This is a genomic window from Bradyrhizobium japonicum USDA 6, assembly GCF_000284375.1.
GTDB lineage: Bacteria > Pseudomonadota > Alphaproteobacteria > Rhizobiales > Xanthobacteraceae > Bradyrhizobium > Bradyrhizobium japonicum.
Genome location: NC_017249.1, coordinates 5,294,244 through 5,311,975, shown reverse-complemented (window position 1 = coordinate 5,311,975; position 17,732 = coordinate 5,294,244). Strand labels below are relative to the sequence as shown.

16 protein-coding genes are annotated in these 17,732 nt (G+C 64.1%); 10 read left to right on the top strand and 6 right to left on the bottom strand.

Translation table 11 applies throughout. The annotated features are described in order from the left end of the window. Nucleotides 1-91: 91 nt before the first annotated feature. The 4 genes from BJ6T_RS25140 (at nt 92) to BJ6T_RS25125 (ending at nt 3,453) form a co-directional block, all read left to right on the top strand. Entirely contained in the window at nt 92-1,264 is a 1,173-nt protein-coding gene (locus BJ6T_RS25140) for an alpha/beta hydrolase family protein (RefSeq protein ID WP_014495309.1), read from the top strand. Between the two features lie 91 nt (nt 1,265-1,355). Then, the gene (locus tag BJ6T_RS25135; RefSeq protein WP_014495308.1) at nt 1,356-1,928 is read left to right on the top strand and encodes a DUF1097 domain-containing protein; all 573 of its coding nucleotides are present in this window, start codon (nt 1,356-1,358) and stop codon (nt 1,926-1,928) included. Beyond that, a complete protein-coding gene (locus BJ6T_RS25130; RefSeq protein ID WP_014495307.1) occupies nt 1,925-2,854 on the top strand; it encodes an AEC family transporter in 930 nt (309 codons plus the stop codon). Before BJ6T_RS25135 ends, BJ6T_RS25130 begins: the two co-directional genes overlap by 4 nt. Before the next feature lie 83 nt (nt 2,855-2,937). Then, nucleotides 2,938-3,453 (top strand): YqhA family protein, encoded by a 516-nt coding sequence (locus BJ6T_RS25125; RefSeq protein ID WP_014495306.1) that lies wholly within the window; start codon nt 2,938-2,940, stop codon nt 3,451-3,453. A gap of 85 nt (nt 3,454-3,538) precedes the next feature. Here BJ6T_RS25125 and BJ6T_RS25120 read toward each other — a convergent pair whose 3' ends face one another. Continuing rightward, nucleotides 3,539-4,516: a LysR family transcriptional regulator gene (locus BJ6T_RS25120; protein WP_014495305.1), complete on the bottom strand. Its 978-nt coding sequence runs from the start codon at nt 4,514-4,516 to the stop codon at nt 3,539-3,541. Between the two features lie 228 nt (nt 4,517-4,744). On the opposite strand from BJ6T_RS25120, the gene BJ6T_RS25115 reads away from it, so the two are divergent. From BJ6T_RS25115 to BJ6T_RS25090, 6 genes are all read left to right on the top strand, one after another. Continuing rightward, nucleotides 4,745-5,953, top strand: a complete 1,209-nt coding sequence (locus BJ6T_RS25115; RefSeq protein ID WP_014495304.1) for an ABC transporter substrate-binding protein — start codon at nt 4,745-4,747, stop codon at nt 5,951-5,953. Continuing rightward, nucleotides 5,950-6,699 carry a nitroreductase gene (locus BJ6T_RS25110; RefSeq protein ID WP_039228134.1) on the top strand — a complete coding sequence of 250 codons (750 nt, stop codon included), beginning with the start codon at nt 5,950-5,952 and terminating at the stop codon, nt 6,697-6,699. The genes BJ6T_RS25115 and BJ6T_RS25110 overlap by 4 nt, the downstream gene beginning before the upstream one ends. Beyond that, on the top strand, nt 6,678-7,217 hold the full coding sequence (locus BJ6T_RS25105; RefSeq protein ID WP_014495302.1) for a 4-hydroxylaminobenzoate lyase: 540 nt from the start codon (nt 6,678-6,680) through the stop codon (nt 7,215-7,217). The genes BJ6T_RS25110 and BJ6T_RS25105 overlap by 22 nt, the downstream gene beginning before the upstream one ends. Nucleotides 7,218-7,739: 522 nt before the next feature. Continuing rightward, complete coding sequence (locus BJ6T_RS25100; RefSeq protein WP_014495301.1) at nt 7,740-8,759, top strand: TRAP transporter substrate-binding protein; 1,020 nt, start codon at nt 7,740-7,742, stop codon at nt 8,757-8,759. 30 nt (nt 8,760-8,789) lie between these two features. Then, entirely contained in the window at nt 8,790-10,679 is a 1,890-nt protein-coding gene (locus tag BJ6T_RS25095; protein WP_014495300.1) for a TRAP transporter large permease, read from the top strand. Nucleotides 10,680-10,702: 23 nt separating this feature from the next. After that, nucleotides 10,703-12,352 carry an acyl-CoA synthetase gene (locus BJ6T_RS25090; RefSeq protein ID WP_014495299.1) on the top strand — a complete coding sequence of 550 codons (1,650 nt, stop codon included), beginning with the start codon at nt 10,703-10,705 and terminating at the stop codon, nt 12,350-12,352. A 15-nt stretch (nt 12,353-12,367) separates the two neighbouring features. On the opposite strand, the gene BJ6T_RS25085 is transcribed toward BJ6T_RS25090, so the two are convergent. Genes BJ6T_RS25085 through tmk form a run of 5 tightly spaced genes read right to left on the bottom strand, consistent with a single transcriptional unit; the run spans nt 12,368 to nt 17,731 of the window. Beyond that, a complete protein-coding gene (locus tag BJ6T_RS25085; RefSeq protein WP_014495298.1) occupies nt 12,368-13,165 on the bottom strand; it encodes an MBL fold metallo-hydrolase in 798 nt (265 codons plus the stop codon). A 13-nt stretch (nt 13,166-13,178) separates the two neighbouring features. Next, nucleotides 13,179-13,955 carry a TatD family hydrolase gene (locus BJ6T_RS25080; RefSeq protein ID WP_014495297.1) on the bottom strand — a complete coding sequence of 259 codons (777 nt, stop codon included), beginning with the start codon at nt 13,953-13,955 and terminating at the stop codon, nt 13,179-13,181. A gap of 12 nt (nt 13,956-13,967) precedes the next feature. Next, entirely contained in the window at nt 13,968-15,953 is a 1,986-nt protein-coding gene (metG, locus tag BJ6T_RS25075; protein ID WP_014495296.1) for a methionine--tRNA ligase, read from the bottom strand. 48 nt (nt 15,954-16,001) lie between these two features. After that, nucleotides 16,002-17,048, bottom strand: coding sequence for a DNA polymerase III subunit delta' (locus tag BJ6T_RS25070; protein ID WP_014495295.1), 1,047 nt, complete (start codon nt 17,046-17,048; stop codon nt 16,002-16,004). Beyond that, entirely contained in the window at nt 17,045-17,731 is a 687-nt protein-coding gene (tmk, locus tag BJ6T_RS25065; protein WP_014495294.1) for a dTMP kinase, read from the bottom strand. Before tmk ends, BJ6T_RS25070 begins: the two co-directional genes overlap by 4 nt. Nucleotide 17,732: the final 1 nt, after the last annotated feature.

Genomic DNA, 17,732 nt, shown 5'->3' with positions numbered 1-17,732 from the left:
CAACAGCATGGTGCACGTATTGATATGGCATCAACACCGGTTCGAGGTCAATTGTCCCGGCGCGACTAAACCCACCCCAACGGAGAACGTGATGCCCTTCATCCGCATGTTACCCGACCCCGGGATGAACTACACCTTCAACCGGCCGCTGCTCGACGGCACGTCGCCGGCGCGTCTCAAGGAACTCGGCGCCATTGCACCGCGCATCAGGGATTACGAGTCCTGGCATGCAGTTTGGCTTGAGGTCGCCAAGAGGGCGGAAGCCGAGAAGCGATACCTGGATGCTGCCTCTTACTATCACGGCGCGGAGTTCTATTTGCCCGCCGGCGATGTTCGCAATGGGCTCTACGACGACTTTGCGCGAAACTGGACTCTCGGAATGAAAGGCGTCGCCGGCTACGAGCGCGTCGCAATTCCGTATCCTGGCGGACATCTTCCGGGCTTCAGACTCCAGGCAAAAGGCAAAGAGCGCAGTACGCTGATCTTCACCGGCGGATACGATTCGTTCGTCGAGGAGTTCTACAACTTCCTTCTGCCGTTGACCGAGCTTGGAATTACCGTGATCGCCTTCGACGGACCTGGCCAGGGCGGCGCCCTACGACAGGGAATCTATCTGGACCACGCGTGGGAGAAGCCGGCCAAGGCGGCGATCGACTACTTCGACCTCGATGCCGTGGATTGGCTCGGTGCCTCCTGCGGCGGTTACATGTCGATCCGGGCGGCGGCGTTCGAGCCCCGCATCAAGCACATCATCTCGATGCCCACGTCCTATTCGGGACTCGACATGACGCTCAAGCAGATGCGGCCCGGCAGGGCTCAAGATCTGATCTCCCGGTTCAAGGCCGGTGACCGCAAGGGAACAGAGGCGCTCGTGGCCGAGGAACGCCTGCCGGGCTCCGTGTTCGAATGGTGTGTTGTCCAGGGGATGCATATCACGGGCACCAAGACGCCGTTCGACTTCCTGACGGCGATTGCGAAGCATTCTCTCGATGGCATTTTGCACAACGTCAAGCAGGACGTCTTGCTCACTGAGGGCGAGCAGGATCATCTCTTCGACGTCGGCTGGGTGCATCGGACCATGCGTGAACTCGTCTGCGCACAATCAGTGACGACGCGGATATTCACTGCGCGGGAAGGTGCCGAGCAGCATTGCCAACTCGGAAACTCGGCGGTCGCCCGTCACGCGATCGTATACTGGCTTGCGAGCTTCTACCCCGGCATGCCCGTGGGCGAGAGTGTGAAACCGGCCAGCGTCGCCGCTTGATGGCGCTGGAGGCCTCGACAAGACGCCTCGCCGCGCGGGGCTCGATCAGGGATCGCAACGACGCAGCCCCGTCCTTGCAAGGGTGATCAAGATGAAACTGAGTTGGCTGAAAGCATCAGCACTGGCCGCGGCGCTCATTGCCGCGGCCTCTGTCCTGGCTCTCGCGCAATTCCCGGCCCTGTTCGTATGGGCCGCCTTTATCGGCTGGGCAAGTTACGACCATTCCGGGGCGACGGGGCAGGCGGCGTTACGCTCTTCGGTAGCGCTCTCGTTTGGCGCCATCATGGCGTGGCTGGTCGCGATCATCGTGGCGGCCCGAGGATCTCCAGCGAGCGCGACCCTATTGACGGCCATCGTTGCCGGCATTGCCTCGTTCGTGATCGTGGCGGCCTCACGCTTGCGGTCACTTCGCATTGTGCCGGCCGCCTTCTATGGTTTCGCTTCGACATTCGCCTATCTCAGCCTCGCGCCGGGAGCTTTCACCATCGAGGCCTTGATCTCGCCAAGTTTGAGAAATGCCGTTTTCAGTGTGCCGCTCTCCCTGCTTGTCGGTACGTTCCTCGGGATCGCTCACACCTCACTTGCGCGCATTCTTGCCTGCCAGGGTGGCGAGGGGAGGCGAAGTCTTTCGGAGGCACACGCCTCGAAGGGAGGCGAAGCATGACCGAGACCGCGACCATTCTGGCTTCGCTCGCGCCCGTTTTTCTTGTCATGGCGATGGGCTATGCGGCCGGCCGAACCAAGGAGTTCGACAACCACAATATCGGTTCGCTCAATGCGCTCGTCATGGATTTTGCACTGCCCGCGGCGCTGTTCACCGCAATGGCACAGGCGCCGCGCCAGGCCATGATCGGTCAGGCTCGGCTTGCGCTCGTGCTGCTTGGCACAATGCTGCTTGCATTTGCCGTCACATACTTTGTCCAGGTCCACTTGCTTGGGGTCGACCGGCGCGAGAGCGCGCTGATCGCGCTGACTGCGTCCGGTCCAAATGTGGGATCCGCCGGCCTTCCGATTGTCGCCGCCTTGTTCAACAAATCGGCCTCGATCTCGGTGGCCGTCGCGGTCGCCGTGGCCGCAATCGTGCTCACGCCGCTGTCCCTTCTGCTGCTGGAGTCCTGCGCCGGCAAGAGCCGAAGTGCCATGTCGATCGTCACAGCCGCGCTGGCCAAGCCGATTGTGATTGCGCCGCTCCTTGGCCTGCTATGGTCGCTCGCCGGCTTGTCGCTCCCGCCACTCCTCGACAGCACGCTGACCCTGGTCGGTCAGGGCGCGTCGGGAACGGCCTTGTTTCTCACTGGCCTCGTCTTGTCTGCTCAGCCGATCCAGTTCAGGGCAGAGGTCGGATTGGCCGTCATGACAAAGAACATACTGCAACCATTGATGACGGCGCTGCTCGCCATTCCGCTGCTCGATCACACGGAGGCGCGGGTCGCAATCATGTTGATGGCGGTCCCCTCCGGGGCATTCGGGGTCCTGTTTGCGATCCGGTACAATGTTGCGTCCCCGAGGGTCGGAACAGCCTTGATCGTGAGCACAATTGCAAGCGTCGCGACCCTCACGACCGCAATTCTTCTGTCAGCCACCTTGTGATTGGCGTGACAGGTCAATTCTGGCAATTTGGAGCCCGGCCCAAAGGGGCGCTCGGGGCAGGGCCCAGGGGCAGGGAGTGTGTCATGGATCGCCTGCGCCTAACGCTCGAAGCAACAATTGCGAATTCCCGCTGGTTGCTTGCTCCATTTCTACTCGGTCTGATACTTACGCTCGCGGGACTTTTCTACAATTTTGCGCTCAAGCTGTTCGATTTCTTCGCGCGCGCCCCGGTCGCCGATCCCTCGGAAATCATTGTTGGAAGCCTGAAACTGGTCGACGTCGCCCTCACGGCCAATCTGATCGTCATCGTGATTTGCTCGAGTTACGAGAACTTCCAGGCGCCAATTGACGTGCAGCGGCGTCCTGCCTGGCCAACTGGCCTGGCGAACGTGGGCTTCTCGGGCCTAAAGCAAAGGCTCCTCGCATCCATAGTCGCCATTGCGGCGGTGAATGTCCTCGAATGGTTCCTGGATATCGAACACAACGCGGACAGCACCAAGCTCGGATGGCTCATTGCGATCATGTTGGGGTTTGCGCTTACGATGCTTCTCCTGGCGCTCGCAGAGCGCGTCGGACACATTGAGCCGCCAAAGCAGTAGAAGGCCGCGATTGGCCTCGGCGACACGCAAGCTGTCCGACAATCCCTTCCTGCATCCATCGGCAGGAACGCCATCTCGTCTCCAGCTAGCGTCCACCCCTGAGGTCCGCGGTCGCGCGCCTGAGGATATCGTGAAGCCAGTCATGCGATGGCTCGCCCTCGATACGTTCGTGCCACAGCAGCCGGACCTCGACCGGGGCTGTGGCGTAAGGCAGTTCGTACGTCGTGACGGCATGCGCGCGTTCGAACGCCCGCGCCAATGGCCGCGGAACGATGGCCGCCAATTCGGAGTCCGCGAGCAGCGCGGGCAGGGCCAGGAAATGCGGGAGCGAAACAGCTATGCGCGGCGGCCGGTCGCTTTCGGACAATGCCCGTTCGAGCGCCGCGCGGTCATACATTTCCGATCGCCTGGCGAGGCCACGCTCGGAGATGAAGCCTCCGATCGCTCCCTCCTGCTCGCCGCCGAAGGAGACGACGACCAGCGGCATGCGCGCCAGAGCCGCGTTGTCGATCCGGCCGAGCTTGCGCTTTCCGCCCACGATCAGCACATCGTCATATTCGAACAACAGCGAGGTCCGGAAGCGGCTCGGCGGATCCGAGAAGACGCCGATCGCAACGTCGATGCGACCAAGGTCGATCTGCTCGGCAAGGTCGATCCGTGTCACCGGCTTGATGATCAGGTCGATCGCCGGCGCTTCAAGCCCGAGTATCTTCAGGAGCGGTGACGCCAGCACCATCGTGGTGAAGTCGTTGGCGGCGAGGGTGAACTGCCTGGTGGAGGCCGCCGGAACGAAGCGCGGCTGCTCGACCGCCGCCTCGAGAGATCGCAGGGCTTCGCGAACCTGTGGTGCCATCGTCAACGCGCGCGCGGTCGGCTGCATGCCGGTCGCCGTGCGCACGAACAAATCGTCTTCCAGCATCTCGCGGAGCCGGGCGAGCGAATGGCTCACGGCGGATTGACTGAGCGCAACCCTCTGGCTGGCGCGCAGCACGCTGCGCTCCTCCATGACGGCGTCGAAGACCTTGAGCAGGTTCAGGTCCAGGGTCTTGAAGGAAACAGCCACGTTCAGGACACCGTCGCAGGCGGATCGCGCGCCCGTTGCGTACCTGCGATCGTTTCCAGTTAAGGCCATACGCGCAGCCGACGCAACCGAGCAGGGCGCCCGGACCGCGACGCCCGGGCGTTCGCGCCACCAATCTGAAGGCGGTTCAGGATCACTCTGCAAGAGTTTCACTTCCGCATTCGCGCGATCCCGTCATGATCCCGACGCCGGATTTGGAGGAGACGGGCAATGAAATCCTGCGGGATGTCAATCGGAGCTTTCGGACTGGCACTGGCACTGTTCACGGCGCCGGTCCTTGCGCAGGATGGTCCGGTCAAGCTCGGCGTTCTCACCGACATGTCCTCGCTCTACGCCGACAATGGCGGCCAGGGCTCGGTGGTCGCGGCGCAAATGGCGGTCGACGACTTTGGTGGTCAGGTGCTGGGGCGCAGCATCCAGATCGTCGCGGGAGACCACCAGAACAAGGCCGATGTCGGCGCGACCATCGCACGGCGCTGGATCGAAAATGAAAACGTCGAGGTGATCCTCGACGTGCCCAATTCTGCGGTCGCGCTGGCGGTGCAGGGCATCACACGCGACAAGAAGAAGCTCTTCCTCGCCACCGGCGCCGCCACGTCGCGCCTGACTGGCGACGAATGCTCGCCGACCGGAATTCACTGGACCTACGACACCTATGCGCTGTCGCAGGGAACGACGCGGGCGATGTCGCGTCTCGGCGCAAACTCCTGGTACTTCATTTCGGTCGACTATTCCCTCGGCGCCCAGCTCGAGGCCGACAGCCGCAAGGTCATCGACGCCATGGGCGGCAAGGTGATCGGCGCGGTGAAACATCCGCTCAATACGCCGGATTTTTCGTCCTTCCTGCTCCAGGCACAGTCCTCGAAGGCGGACGTGATCGCGCTCGCCGACACCGGCGGCGACTTCATCAACGTCGTCAAGCAGGCCGGCGAATTCGGCATCACGCAGCGGCAGAAGCTGGTCGGGCTGCTCGTCTTCATTGCCGACATCCACAGTCTCGGGCTCCAGAGCGCCCAGGGCCTGATGCTGAGCTCGGCGTTCTACTGGGACCAGAACGAGGACACGCGGGCGTGGTCGAAGCGCTTTATCGGCAAGACCCAGAAGGTCCCGACCATGATCCACGCCGGCACCTATGGCGCGGTGATGCACTACCTTAGGGCGGTTCAGGCGGCCGGCACGCTGGATGGGCCGACCATAGCCGCCAAGATGCGCGACATGCCCGTGAACGATTTCATGACGAAAAATGGTCGGATCCGCGAGGACGGCCGGCTGGTCCGCGACATGTATCTGTTCCGCGTCAAGTCACCCGAGCAGTCCAAATACAAGTTCGACTATTACGAGCTGCTGGCGACGATACCGGGAGAGGAAGCTTTCCGGCCGATGGAGCAAGGCGGATGTCCGTTCCTGAAGCAGCCATGATCGGCGAGGGCGCAGCCGTGCAGAGCGGCATCGACGAGATCATCGCAGGCCGATTTGCATGCCGCGACTTCTCGGGCGCGCCGGTCGGGCGAGGGACCATCGAGCAGATTCTGCGCGTGGCACGGTTTGCGCCAAGCGGCGCCAACATCCAGCCCTGGCACGTCTACGTGCTGGCCGGCGATGCCAAAGACAGGGTCTCGGCGGCGCTGCGCGAGGCGCACGAAACCGCCCGTGAAGCGCATGTGTCGGAATACAGCTACTACGCCAGCGACCTGCCCGAACCCTATTTGCAGCGACGACAGCAGTTCGGCCGATTGTTCTACGGCTCGCTCGGCATCGCCCAAACCGATATCGAAGCCAGGAGCGCCCAAACCGCCAAGAACTATGCCTTTTTCGGCGCACCCGTCGGGCTGATCGTCACGATCGACCGGCGCCTGGAAGTCGGCAGCTGGCTCGACCTCGGCATGTTCGTCCAGAACGTGCTGCTGGCTGCGGCGGGCCATGGGCTCCAGTCCTGTCCGCAGGAAACCTTCTCCAGATATCACCGGATCCTGCGTCCGCTGCTGTCGATCCCGGCGGAGCAAATGGTCGTGTGCGGCGTTTCGATCGGCCGTGCCAGGGACCAAATCGCGGGCAGGCTGATGCCGCGCGCGGACGTCGCGGACTTCGCCTCGTTCGCGGGCTTTGAAGACCAAAGTGCAACCCAAATCGAAAGGACAAGGCCATGGGAAGCCGAGACGAGTTGATTCAGTGCAGCATCCCGTTTCTGCGCGAGGTCAAGGATATGACGCCCGGCGCGGAGATGGAGCGGTGGCTCAATCAAAAATACGGCGAGGGCAGCCAGCTCTACCAGGACCTGGCGCGCCTGATTAAGCTCGGGGTCGCCGAAGGCTGGGCGGCGAACCAGGAGGTCGACGGTCCGAACTACCGGCGCAGCCGCATCCTGGAGCCGATGCCCGAAACGTTCCAGTTCAGCATCACGGCCGTCTACATGAACAGCACCGATCCGCGCCGCTTCAAGGACGAGGACGACCACGACGTGCTCCGCGGGCAATATCACGGTCACCCATATGGGGAACTGAACCTGGTCGTGCCGCTCGACAAGGGCGCCGAGCTGAAGGGGCTGCAGGGCTGGCAAGGGCCCGGCTGGACCGCGCCCAATCCCGGCAGCCGGCACTATCCCGAGGTCCGCGGCGGCGCCGTCATCGCTCTGTTCTATCTGCCCGCCGGACGCATCTCCTACGACTTCGCCGCGCCATCCTGACTGCCGGCCGGATGGTCTCCGGTGACGCCGTGCGCGAGCGTCACCCGTTCGGAAGAATGCCCAGTTCAGAAGAATGCCCAGCTGAGTCCGCGCGCGGCGATGCGCCGCGACGCCACGGCCAGCAAGGCGGCTCACCATGAACGGTGGGGAGGGATTTCGGCGACCATGCGCCAAGCGGCACCCAGCCTGGACCGCCATATCCATAATTCGCATAAGGTATATTATGGAATATCTTTATATACAATTAGATCAGATATTTAGATCGAATTCCTGACACGGCACCTTCGTTTTCCGTCCGTTTTCGATCTGGACTACGGCCGGCCTCTCGGCTCTTGACGGCTACTGTGCATGGGCTTGTTTTTCAGATTTTGAATCCGGCCCATCTGCCGAAAGCCGATATTGCCGCGACGGTGTCCGGCTGCAATAAGCGAGACCTCGCGAGATCGCAGATGACCTTCAGGCCTTCCGTCCGTATAGGTTTGCATCTCAGAACAACAACAAACCTTCCGAGGAAGCAGACCCATGAGTTTTTCCCGACGCACGCTTCTCAAGGCCTCCGCCGCGACCGCGGTCCTGGGTGGCCTTGGTGCGCCCCATGTGGCCCGCGCCCAGAGCGCCGAGTTCACCTACAAATACGCCAACAACCTGCCTGACACCCATCCGCTCAACGTGCGCGCCAGGGAGATGGCGGCGGCGATCAAGGCCGAGACCAACGGCAAGTTCGACCTCCAGATCTTCCCGAACAACCAGCTCGGGTCCGACACCGACATGCTGAGCCAGATCCGGTCCGGCGGCGTCGAGTTCTTCACGCTGTCAGGCCTGATCCTGTCGACCCTGGTGCCGGCCGCGTCCATCAACGGCATCGGCTTCGCGTTCCCGGACTACGGCACGGTCTGGAAGGCCATGGACGGTGACCTCGGCGCCCATGTCCGCGGCGAGATTAAGAAGGCCGGCCTCGAGGTCATGGACAAGATCTGGGACAACGGCTTCCGCCAGACCACGTCGTCGAGCAAGCCGATCAACGGGCCCGACGACTTCAAGGGCTTCAAGATCCGCGTGCCTGTGTCACCGCTGTGGACCTCGATGTTCAAGGCGTTCGATGCGGCGCCCGCCTCGATCAATTTCGCCGAGGTCTATTCCGCGCTCCAGACCAAGATCGTCGAGGGCCAGGAGAACCCGCTGGCGATCATCTCGACCGCCAAGCTGTACGAGGTGCAGAAATACTGCTCGCTGACCAACCACATGTGGGACGGCTTCTGGTTCCTGGCCAACCGCCGCGCCTGGAACGCGCTGCCGGAGGATGTGCGCACCATCGTCGCCAAGAACATCAACGCCGCCGCCGTCAAGGAGCGTGAGGATACCGCCAAGCTCAATGCGAACCTCCAGCAGGAGCTCGCGGGCAAGGGCCTGACCTTCAACCAGCCTGCGGTGGCGCCGTTCCGTGACAAGCTGCGCTCCGCCGGCTTCTATGCCGAGTGGAAGGGCAAGTATGGCGACCAGGCCTGGGATCTCCTGGAAAAGGCCGTCGGCAAGCTGTCGTAACGCGTCGGGGCCGCCGAGGTTCTTATCGAGATGGCTCATGTCGAGGTTGAGGCGACCGAAGTGGTGGGCGAGGCGGCTGTTCAGCCCCCTCGCCGATCCCCCGTGCTGGCCTCGCTGGAGCGCATCCTCGGCCTCGCCGTCGAGATCCCCGCGGCGATCCTGGTCGTCGCCGAGATCGTGATCCTGTTTGCGGGCGTGGTGGCGCGCTACGGCGTGCACCGGCCGCTGATCTGGTCGGACGAGCTCGCCTCGATCCTGTTCCTGTGGCTGGCCATGCTCGGCGCGGCGGTCGCATTCCGCCGCTCCGAGCACATGCGCATGACGGCGCTCGTCGCGCGCGCGCGGCCGGCCATGCGCGCCTATCTGGACGTGGTCGCGACCTGCGCTGCGCTGGCGTTCCTGGCGCTGATCGTCTGGCCTTCCGCCGAATACGCCTACGAGGAAAGCTTCATCACCACGCCGGCGCTCCAGATCTCGAACATGTGGCGCGCCGCGGCGCTGCCGGCCGGCATCTGCCTGATGGCGGTATTCGCGCTGCTGCGCCTGCTGCGCGCCGCCGATTACCGCATGGTGCTGACGGCGGTGATATCGGTTGCCGTCATCGTCGGTCTGTTCTGGCTGGCGCAACCTTATCTGCGGCCGCTCGGCAATCTCAACCTCGTCATCTTCTTCGTCGGCGTCGCCGGCTTCTGCGTCTTTGCCGGCGTTCCCATTGCGTTCGGGTTTGGCCTCGCCATCTTCGGCTATCTGGCGCTGACCACGCGGACGCCGGTCATGGTGCTGGTCGGGCGGATGGACGAGGGCATGAGCCACCTCATCCTGCTCTCGGTGCCGCTGTTCGTGTTCCTGGGGCTCCTGATCGAGATGACCGGCATGGCACGGGCCATGGTCGCATTCCTGGCGAGCCTGCTCGGCCATGTCCGCGGCGGCCTGCATTACGTCCTCGTCGGCGCCATGTATCTGGTCTCGGGCATATCAGGCGCCAAGGCGGCCGACATGGCAGCGGTGGCGCCCGTGCTGTTCCCGGAAATGAAGCAACGCGGCGCCAAGCCAGGCGACCTCGTGGCGTTGCTCGCGGCCACCGGTGCGCAGACCGAGACCATTCCGCCGAGCCTCGTGCTGATCACGATCGGCTCGGTGACGGGCGTGTCGATCGCCGCCCTCTTCACCGGCGGCCTGCTGCCCGGCGTCGTGCTCGCCATCACGCTCTGCATGCTGGTGTGGTGGCGCTACCGCCACGAGGACATGAGCCATGTCCGCCGCGCCACGGGTAGCGAGATCGGCAAGACCTTCATCATCGCCCTGCCCGCGCTCGCGCTGCCCTTCGTGATCCGCTACGCCGTGGTCGAGGGCATTGCGACCGCGACCGAAGTCTCCACCATCGGCATCGTCTACGGCGCCCTGGTCGGCCTCCTCGTCTACCGCCGCTTCGACTGGCAGCGGCTGTTTCCCATGCTGGTCGAGACCGCGGCGCTGTCGGGCGCGATCCTCCTGATCATCGGCACGGCGACCGGCATGGCCTGGGGGCTCACCCAATCCGGCTTCTCGCGCTCGCTGGCTTCAGCCATGACTGGGTTGCCCGGGGGGCCTGCGACCTTCATCGCCGTGTCGATCCTGGCCTTCACCATCCTCGGCAGCGTGCTCGAGGGCATTCCGGCAATCGTGCTGTTCGGGCCGCTGCTGTTTCCGATCGCCCGTACCGTCGGCGTGCACGAGGTGCACTATGCCATGGTGATCATTCTCGCCATGGGTATCGGACTATTCGCCCCGCCCTTCGGCGTCGGCTATTATGCCGCCTGCGCCATCGGACGCGTCGATCCGGCCGAAGGCATCAGGCCGATCTGGGGCTATCTGCTGGCGCTGCTGGTGGGATTGATCATCGTCGCGATCTTCCCCTGGATCTCGATCGGATTCCTGTAAAACGCGGCGTCAAGGAGGGTTCGATGAGCGAGCGGCAGAACCAGTACGATATCGGCCTCGACAAGACCCCCGCCAACTACGTCCCCCTGAGCCCGCTGAGCTTCCTCGCGCGCAGCGCCGCCGTCTATCCCAACCACGTCAGCGCGGTCTATGAGGGCCGCAGCTTCACGTGGCGCGAGACGCATGAGCGCTGCAAGCGCTTTGCGTCCTGGCTCGGCGGCAAGGGCATCGGCGTCGGCGATACCGTCGCGGCGATGCTGCCGAACATTCCGGCGATGAATGAGGTCCACTTCGCCGTCCCCATGACCGGCGCCGTCCTCAATGCGCTCAATATTCGTCTCGATGCGCCTTCGATCGCATTTCAGCTCGATCATGGCGGCGCCAGGATCATCCTGGTCGATCCGGAGTTTTCGACTGTCATCACCGACGCGCTCGCGCAGATGAAGGGGCCGAAGCCGTTCGTCGTCGACGTCGACGACGCCGCTTTCAAGGGCGGCAAGCGCATCGGCGAGATCGAGTATGAGGCGGCGGTCGCGCAAGGCGATCCTGATTTCGCCGCGATCCCGCCCAAGGACGAATGGGACGCCATCGCGCTGAGCTATACCTCGGGCACCACGGGCAATCCCAAGGGCGTCGTCACCCATCATCGCGGCGCCTATCTCAACGCCGTCAGCAACATCCTCGCCGGCCAACTCGGCCAGCATCCGGTCTATCTCTGGACGCTGCCGATGTTCCACTGCAACGGCTGGTGCTTCCCCTGGACCATTGCGGCGGCCGCCGGCATCAACGTCTGCCTGCGCAAGGTCGAGCCGACGAAAATCTTCGAGCTGATCAAGCAGCACGGCGTCACCCACATGTGCGGCGCGCCGATCGTCTACAACACACTGATCAACGCACCCGATGCGCCGAAGGGCAGTGCCGCGCGTCGCGTCGTCGGCCTGATCGCTGGCGCGGCGCCGCCGGTCGCCGTGCTCGAAGGCGCAGAAAACATCGGCATCAGGCTCACGCACGTCTACGGCCTGACCGAGGTCTACGGCCCCGCCTCCGTCTGCGCTGAGCAACCCGGCTGGGACGATCTGCCCGCCGCCGAGCGCGCCAGCATGAAGCGGCGGCAGGGCGTGCCCTACCCGCTCGAGGAGGGCGTCACCGTCATCAATCCGCAGACGATGCAGGAGGTGCCCCGCGACGGCGAGACCATCGGCGAGGTCATGTTCCGCGGCAACATCGTGATGAAGGGCTACCTCAAGAACGAGAAGGCGACGAAGGAGGCCTTCGAGGGCGGCTGGTTTCACACCGGCGACCTCGGTGTGCTCGACGAGCACGGTTACGTCATCATCAAGGATCGCTCCAAGGACATCATCATCTCCGGCGGCGAGAACATTTCCTCCGTCGAGGTCGAGGACATCCTCTACAAGCATCCGGCCGTGCTGTTCGCAGCCGTCGTCGCAAAGCCCGATCCGAAATGGGGCGAGGTGCCCTGCGCCTTCGTCGAACTGAAGGACGGCGCCAGCGCGATCGAAGCCGAGATCATCGCCTTCTGCCGCACGCATATGAGCGGCTTCAAGACGCCGAAGGCGGTCATCTTCGGCCCGATCCCGAAGACGTCCACGGGCAAGATCCAGAAATTCCTGCTGCGCAACGAGGTGGGATCGGCGAAGGCGATCTCGGCCTGAACCGAGCCGGCGCGATCAGTGCGTCTCGAGCCGCATGCCGTCGTAGGCCGGCACCACGCCCGCGGGCAGCTTCTGCCTGATCACCTCGTAATCGACGTCGGCCGTCATGTTGGTGATGACAGCTCGCTTCGGCTTGAAACGCTCGATCCAGGATAGCGCATCGTTGATGCTGAAATGGCTGGAATGCTGAGTGTAGCGCAAGCCGTCGACGATCCAGAGATCGAGATTTTCCAGCGCGCCCCAGCTCTCGCGCGGGATGTCGTTGAGGTCGGGCGTGTAGGCGGCATTGCCGATGCGATAGCCGAGCGCGGGGATCTGGCCGTGCTGGACCAGGAAGGCCGTCAACTTCACCGTGCCGCCCTTCCCCAGGATGGTCTGGGTCTCGCCCGCCTCGATGGAATGTCGCGTCAGGATCGGCGGATAGTCGCTGCCCTCCGGCGAGATAAAGCAATAGGAGAACCGCGCCATGATGTCCTTGGCGGTCGACTGATTGAAATACGTTGGAATGCGCTTGCGCATGTGCAGCACGACCGAACGCAGATCGTCCATGCCGTGAGTCTGATCGGCATGCTCGTGGGTCAGGAACACCGCATCGATGTGATCGACATTGGCATCGATGAGCTGCTCGCGCAGGTCGGGCGAAGTGTCGATGACGATCCGCGTGTTGCCGTGCTCGCCGGTCTGCTCGACCAGCAGCGAACAGCGGCGGCGGCGGTTCTTTGGATTGTTGGGATCGCAGGCGCCCCAGCCGAGCGCCGGGCGCGGCACGCCGGCGGAGGAGCCGGAGCCCAGGATCGTCAGCGTCAGCGTCATGCGGCTCCCAACCTTAAGATTTCACCTTGGAGAACAGGCGGAAGAAGTTTTCGGTGGTCTGGCGTGAGATCTCGTCGAGCGACACGCCGCGCGTTTCGGCGAGCACCTTGGCGACCTCGACCACAAAGGCCGGCTCGTTGCGTTTGCCCCGGAACTTGCCGGGCGCAAGATAGGGCGAGTCTGTTTCAACCAGAATACAGTCGGACGGCAGTTCAGCCGCAAGCGCGCGCAGGGTCTCCGATTTCTTGAAGGTCAGGATCCCCGTGAAGCCGATATAGAGCCCGAGCGACACGGCCTTCAGCGCCAGCTCGCGCCCGCCCGTGTAGCAATGCAGCACGGCGCGAAACGATCCCTTGGCAGCTTCCTCCTCCAGGATGCGGCCGCAATCCTCGTCCGCCGCGCGGGTGTGGATCACCAGCGGCAGGCCGGTCGCACGGGCCGCCGCGATGTGGGCGCGAAAGCCCCTCGCCTGCGCCTCCGGCGCGCCGTTGTCGTAGAAATAGTCGAGCCCGGCCTCGCCGAGCGCGACCACCTTGGGATGCCCGGTCAACCCGATCAGTTCTTCCGGCGAGATGCCGTCTTCCTCGTCCGCGTTGTGCGGATGGGTGCCGACCGAGCAGTAGACGTCGTCGTAGCGCTCAGCGATGCCCAGAAGCTGATTGAGCTTTCGCACCCGCGTGGAGATCGTGACCATACGGCCGATGCCGGCCGCACGTGCACGCGAGACGATCCCGTCGAGGTCTTCCGCAAAGTCCGGAAAATCCAGATGGCAGTGGCTGTCGACCAGCATCGCCCGAACGCCCTAGGCCGCCGGCTCGATGTAGCGCGGGAACGCCGGTGTCGGCGCCGGCAGCGTCGAGCCTGGCGCGATCCGTTTGGCGCCCCCGAGCATCGCGAAATTCCGCTCGCCCGCGGGAATGCCGAGGCTGTCGAGCAGCAGGCCCGAGGCGGTCGGCATCGCCGGCTGGGCCAGGATCGCGATCTGGCGCACGACTTCGGCGGTGACATAGAGCACCGTCTTCTGCCTGACAGGATCGGTCTTAGCGAGCGCCCACGGCGCCTCGCCCGCGAAATAACGGTTGGCCTCCGCGACCACGGCCCACACCGCGTTGAGCCAGTGATGGATCTGCTGCGTCGCCATCGCTTCGCGCGATGCGGCGATCATGCCGTCCGCCATCGCCAAAATCGCCTTGTCGTTGTCGCTGAACTCGCCCGGCTCCGGCAGCACGCCGCCGAGCTGCTTGGCGATCATCGACAGCGAGCGCTGCGCGAGGTTGCCGAGGTCGTTGGCGAGATCGGCATTGATGCGCGCGACGATGGCTTCGTGGTTGTAGTTGCCGTCCTGGCCATACGAGACCTCGCGCAGGAAGAAATAGCGCATCTGGTCGACGCCATACTGGTCGGCAAGATTGAAGGGGTCGACGACATTGCCGACCGACTTCGACATCTTCTCGCCCCTGTTGAACAGGAAGCCATGGGCATAGACCCTCTTCGGCAGCGAAATGCCGGCCGACATCAGGAATGCGGGCCAGTAGACCGCGTGGAAGCGGATGATATCCTTGCCGATGATGTGCACGTCGGCCGGCCAGTAGCGCCAGTTCTCGTCGCTCTCGTCGGGGAATCCGACGCCGGTGATGTAATTGGTCAGCGCGTCGACCCAGACATACATCACGTGCTCTTCGTCGCTGGGCACTTTCACGCCCCAATCGAAGGTCGTGCGCGAGATCGAGAGATCGCGCAGGCCGCCGCGCACGAAGCTCACCACCTCGTTCTTGCGCGAGTCCGGGCCAATGAATTCGGGATGATCTTCGTAGAGCTTCAGAAGCTTGTCCTGATAGGCCGACAGGCGGAAGAAATAGCTCTTCTCCTCGACCCATTCGACTGGCGTGCCTTGCGGGCCGAGGCGCACGCCGTCGTCGTTCAGGCGCGTCTCGTCCTCGGCGTAATACGCCTCGTCGCGCACCGAGTACCAGCCGGCATAGGTGTCGGCGTAGATGTCGCCGTTCGCTTCCATGCGCCGCCAGATTTCCTGGCTGGAGCGATGGTGCTGCTCTTCGGTGGTGCGGATGAAGCGGTCGAACGACACGTTCAGACGCTCGTCCATCTCCTTGAAGCGGCCAGCATTGCGGGTCGCGAGCGCGGACGGGGTCAGGCCCTCGTTCTGCGCGGTCTGGACCATCTTCTGACCATGCTCGTCGGTGCCGGTCAGGAAGAACACGTCCTTCCCGTCGAGCCGCGCAAAGCGCGCCAGCACGTCGGCCGAGATCGCCTCATAGGCGTGGCCGATATGCGGGCTGCCGTTGGGATAGGCGATGGCGGTCGAGATGTAGAAGACGTTGTCGCGCGCGGGAGCGGCAACGGGAGCTGCGGCTTGTAGAGCTGCAACGGGCTTCGCCGCGGGCGGCGCCTCAGGCTTCGACACCTTGGGCTTCACAACCTTCGGCGGCGTGGCGACAGGAGCCGGTGCGGCGGTCACGGCAGGCACGGTCACTTTCGCTTTCTTGGCGACCTTCTTCGCCGGAGCCTTGTTCTTCGCCGGAGACTTGGCTGCCTTTTTGGCCGCTTTCTTCACCGCCTTCTTGGCGACGACCTGCTTCTTCGCGGCCTTCTTGCCCGCCTTCTTTGTCGTCTTCGCAGCGCTTTTCTTCACGCCCTTCTTGGCCGCTGCCTTCTTGGTCTTCTTGACCTTCTTGGCACCTGGATGCGCCTTCGCGGCCTTTTTGGTGGCCTCCTTCGCAGCCTTCTTGCCGCTCTTGCGCTTGACGGATTTTTTAGCTCGCGTGGCCACGACGAATTTCCTTTACCGACTTCTAAAAATTTGGAAACGAACCTGCGCCTAGCGCGTTGCGTCCGCCAGCCAGCCGAACACCGAGAAAACCAAGGGCTTTCGCTCCAGATTGTAGGTTTCGGTGTCGCGCGCGGCGCGGACGATCTTTTCCCATACCTCAGCTAGGCGCGCAAGGCGCGGCAGATTCTGGTTGGCATTGGCCTCGTCGGAGTGCAGGCGTTCCGCGATCCAGCGATCGATGCCGTCGATGAAGGCCGCCAGCGCGACGCGGTCACTGGTGCCGAGCGAATCGCCGAGCGTGTGCAATTCGCGCGGATCGACCTCTGGCAGGCGCGCAAGCAGCGCCGCCGTGCGCTGCTGCAGCTTCAGGGCATCGCCGCCGAGCAGCGTCAGCGCCCGCGCGACGCTGCCCTCGGAGGCCTCCGCGGCCTCGCGCAGCGCCGGATCGTTCGGATCGAGGTCAGCCGCCGAAGCTGCGGCGCCGATCACATCATCCGTGTCGAGCGGGCGCAGGCGCAGCTTGCGGCAGCGCGACTGGATCGTGGCGAGCACGCGCGCCGGTGCGTGGCTGACCAGGAGGAACAGCGATTGCTGCGGCGGCTCCTCGAGGATTTTCAGCAGCGCATTGGCGGCATTCGGATTGAGCTCGTCGACGGTGTCGACGATGCAGACGCGCCAGCCCTCTGCCGCAGCAGTCGAGCCGAAAAAACCGATCGTCTCCCGCGTCTCGTCCACGGTGATCACCGTGCGCATCACGCCGCGATCATTGGCGGTGCGTTCCAGCGTCAACAGCCCGCCATGCGAGCTGGCCGCAACCTGCCGCGCCACGGCGTCATCAGGATCGACCGCGAGGGTCTCGGCGCGCTGCACGGACGGCGCCAGCGGCTGGCCGTTGGAAAGCACGAAGCGCGCCATGCGATAGGCCAGCGTCGCTTTGCCGATCCCCTGCGGCCCGCCGATCAGCCAGGCATGCGGAATGCGCCCGCTGCGATAGGCCGCGAGCAGCGCCGTCTCGGCCTCGCGATGGCCGAACAGAAGGCTCGTCTCGCGCGGATGCGGAATGGCGGTTTCACGTTCGGCCTGGCGCGGGCTCATAGGGAAACCACCGATGCAGGGGTTGGGAGAAGACGATCGCGCAGCGCCGCCCAGACTCGTCCAGCAACCGTGTCAGGATCGGAATTGGCATCGATCAGGACGCAACGGCCGGGATCGTCCTCGGCGATCTTGCGATAGGCCTCGCGCAGGCCCTGATGGAAGCTGAGCTTCTCGCCCTCGAACCTGTCAGGTGTGCCGCTACCACGACGCACGGCGGCGCGCTGCAATCCAATCTCGACCGGCAAATCGAGGATGAGGGTGAGGTCCGGCTTGAGATCGCCGATCGTGACCCGCTGCATCGCGTTGATCAGGCCCATCGGCACGCGGCCGAGGCTGCCCTGATAGGCCCGCGTCGAGTCGGCGAAGCGATCGCACAGCACCCAGGCGCCCCGATTGAGCGCAGGCTGGATCACGGTGCGGACATGGTCATCGCGAGCAGCCGCGAACAGCAGCGTCTCGGCTTCGGGCCCGAGCAGCTTGCCCATCCCCGACAGCACGAGATGGCGCATGATCTCGGCACCCGGCGAGCCGCCGGGCTCGCGCGTGACGAGGGTCCGCATCCTGGCCGCATTGAGGCGGTCGGCGAGCTTCTTGATCTGGGTCGACTTGCCCGTCCCCTCGCCGCCTTCAAAGGTGATGAAGCGTCCGCGTCCGGACGGCCGCTGTGCTGCGCTCTCACTCATG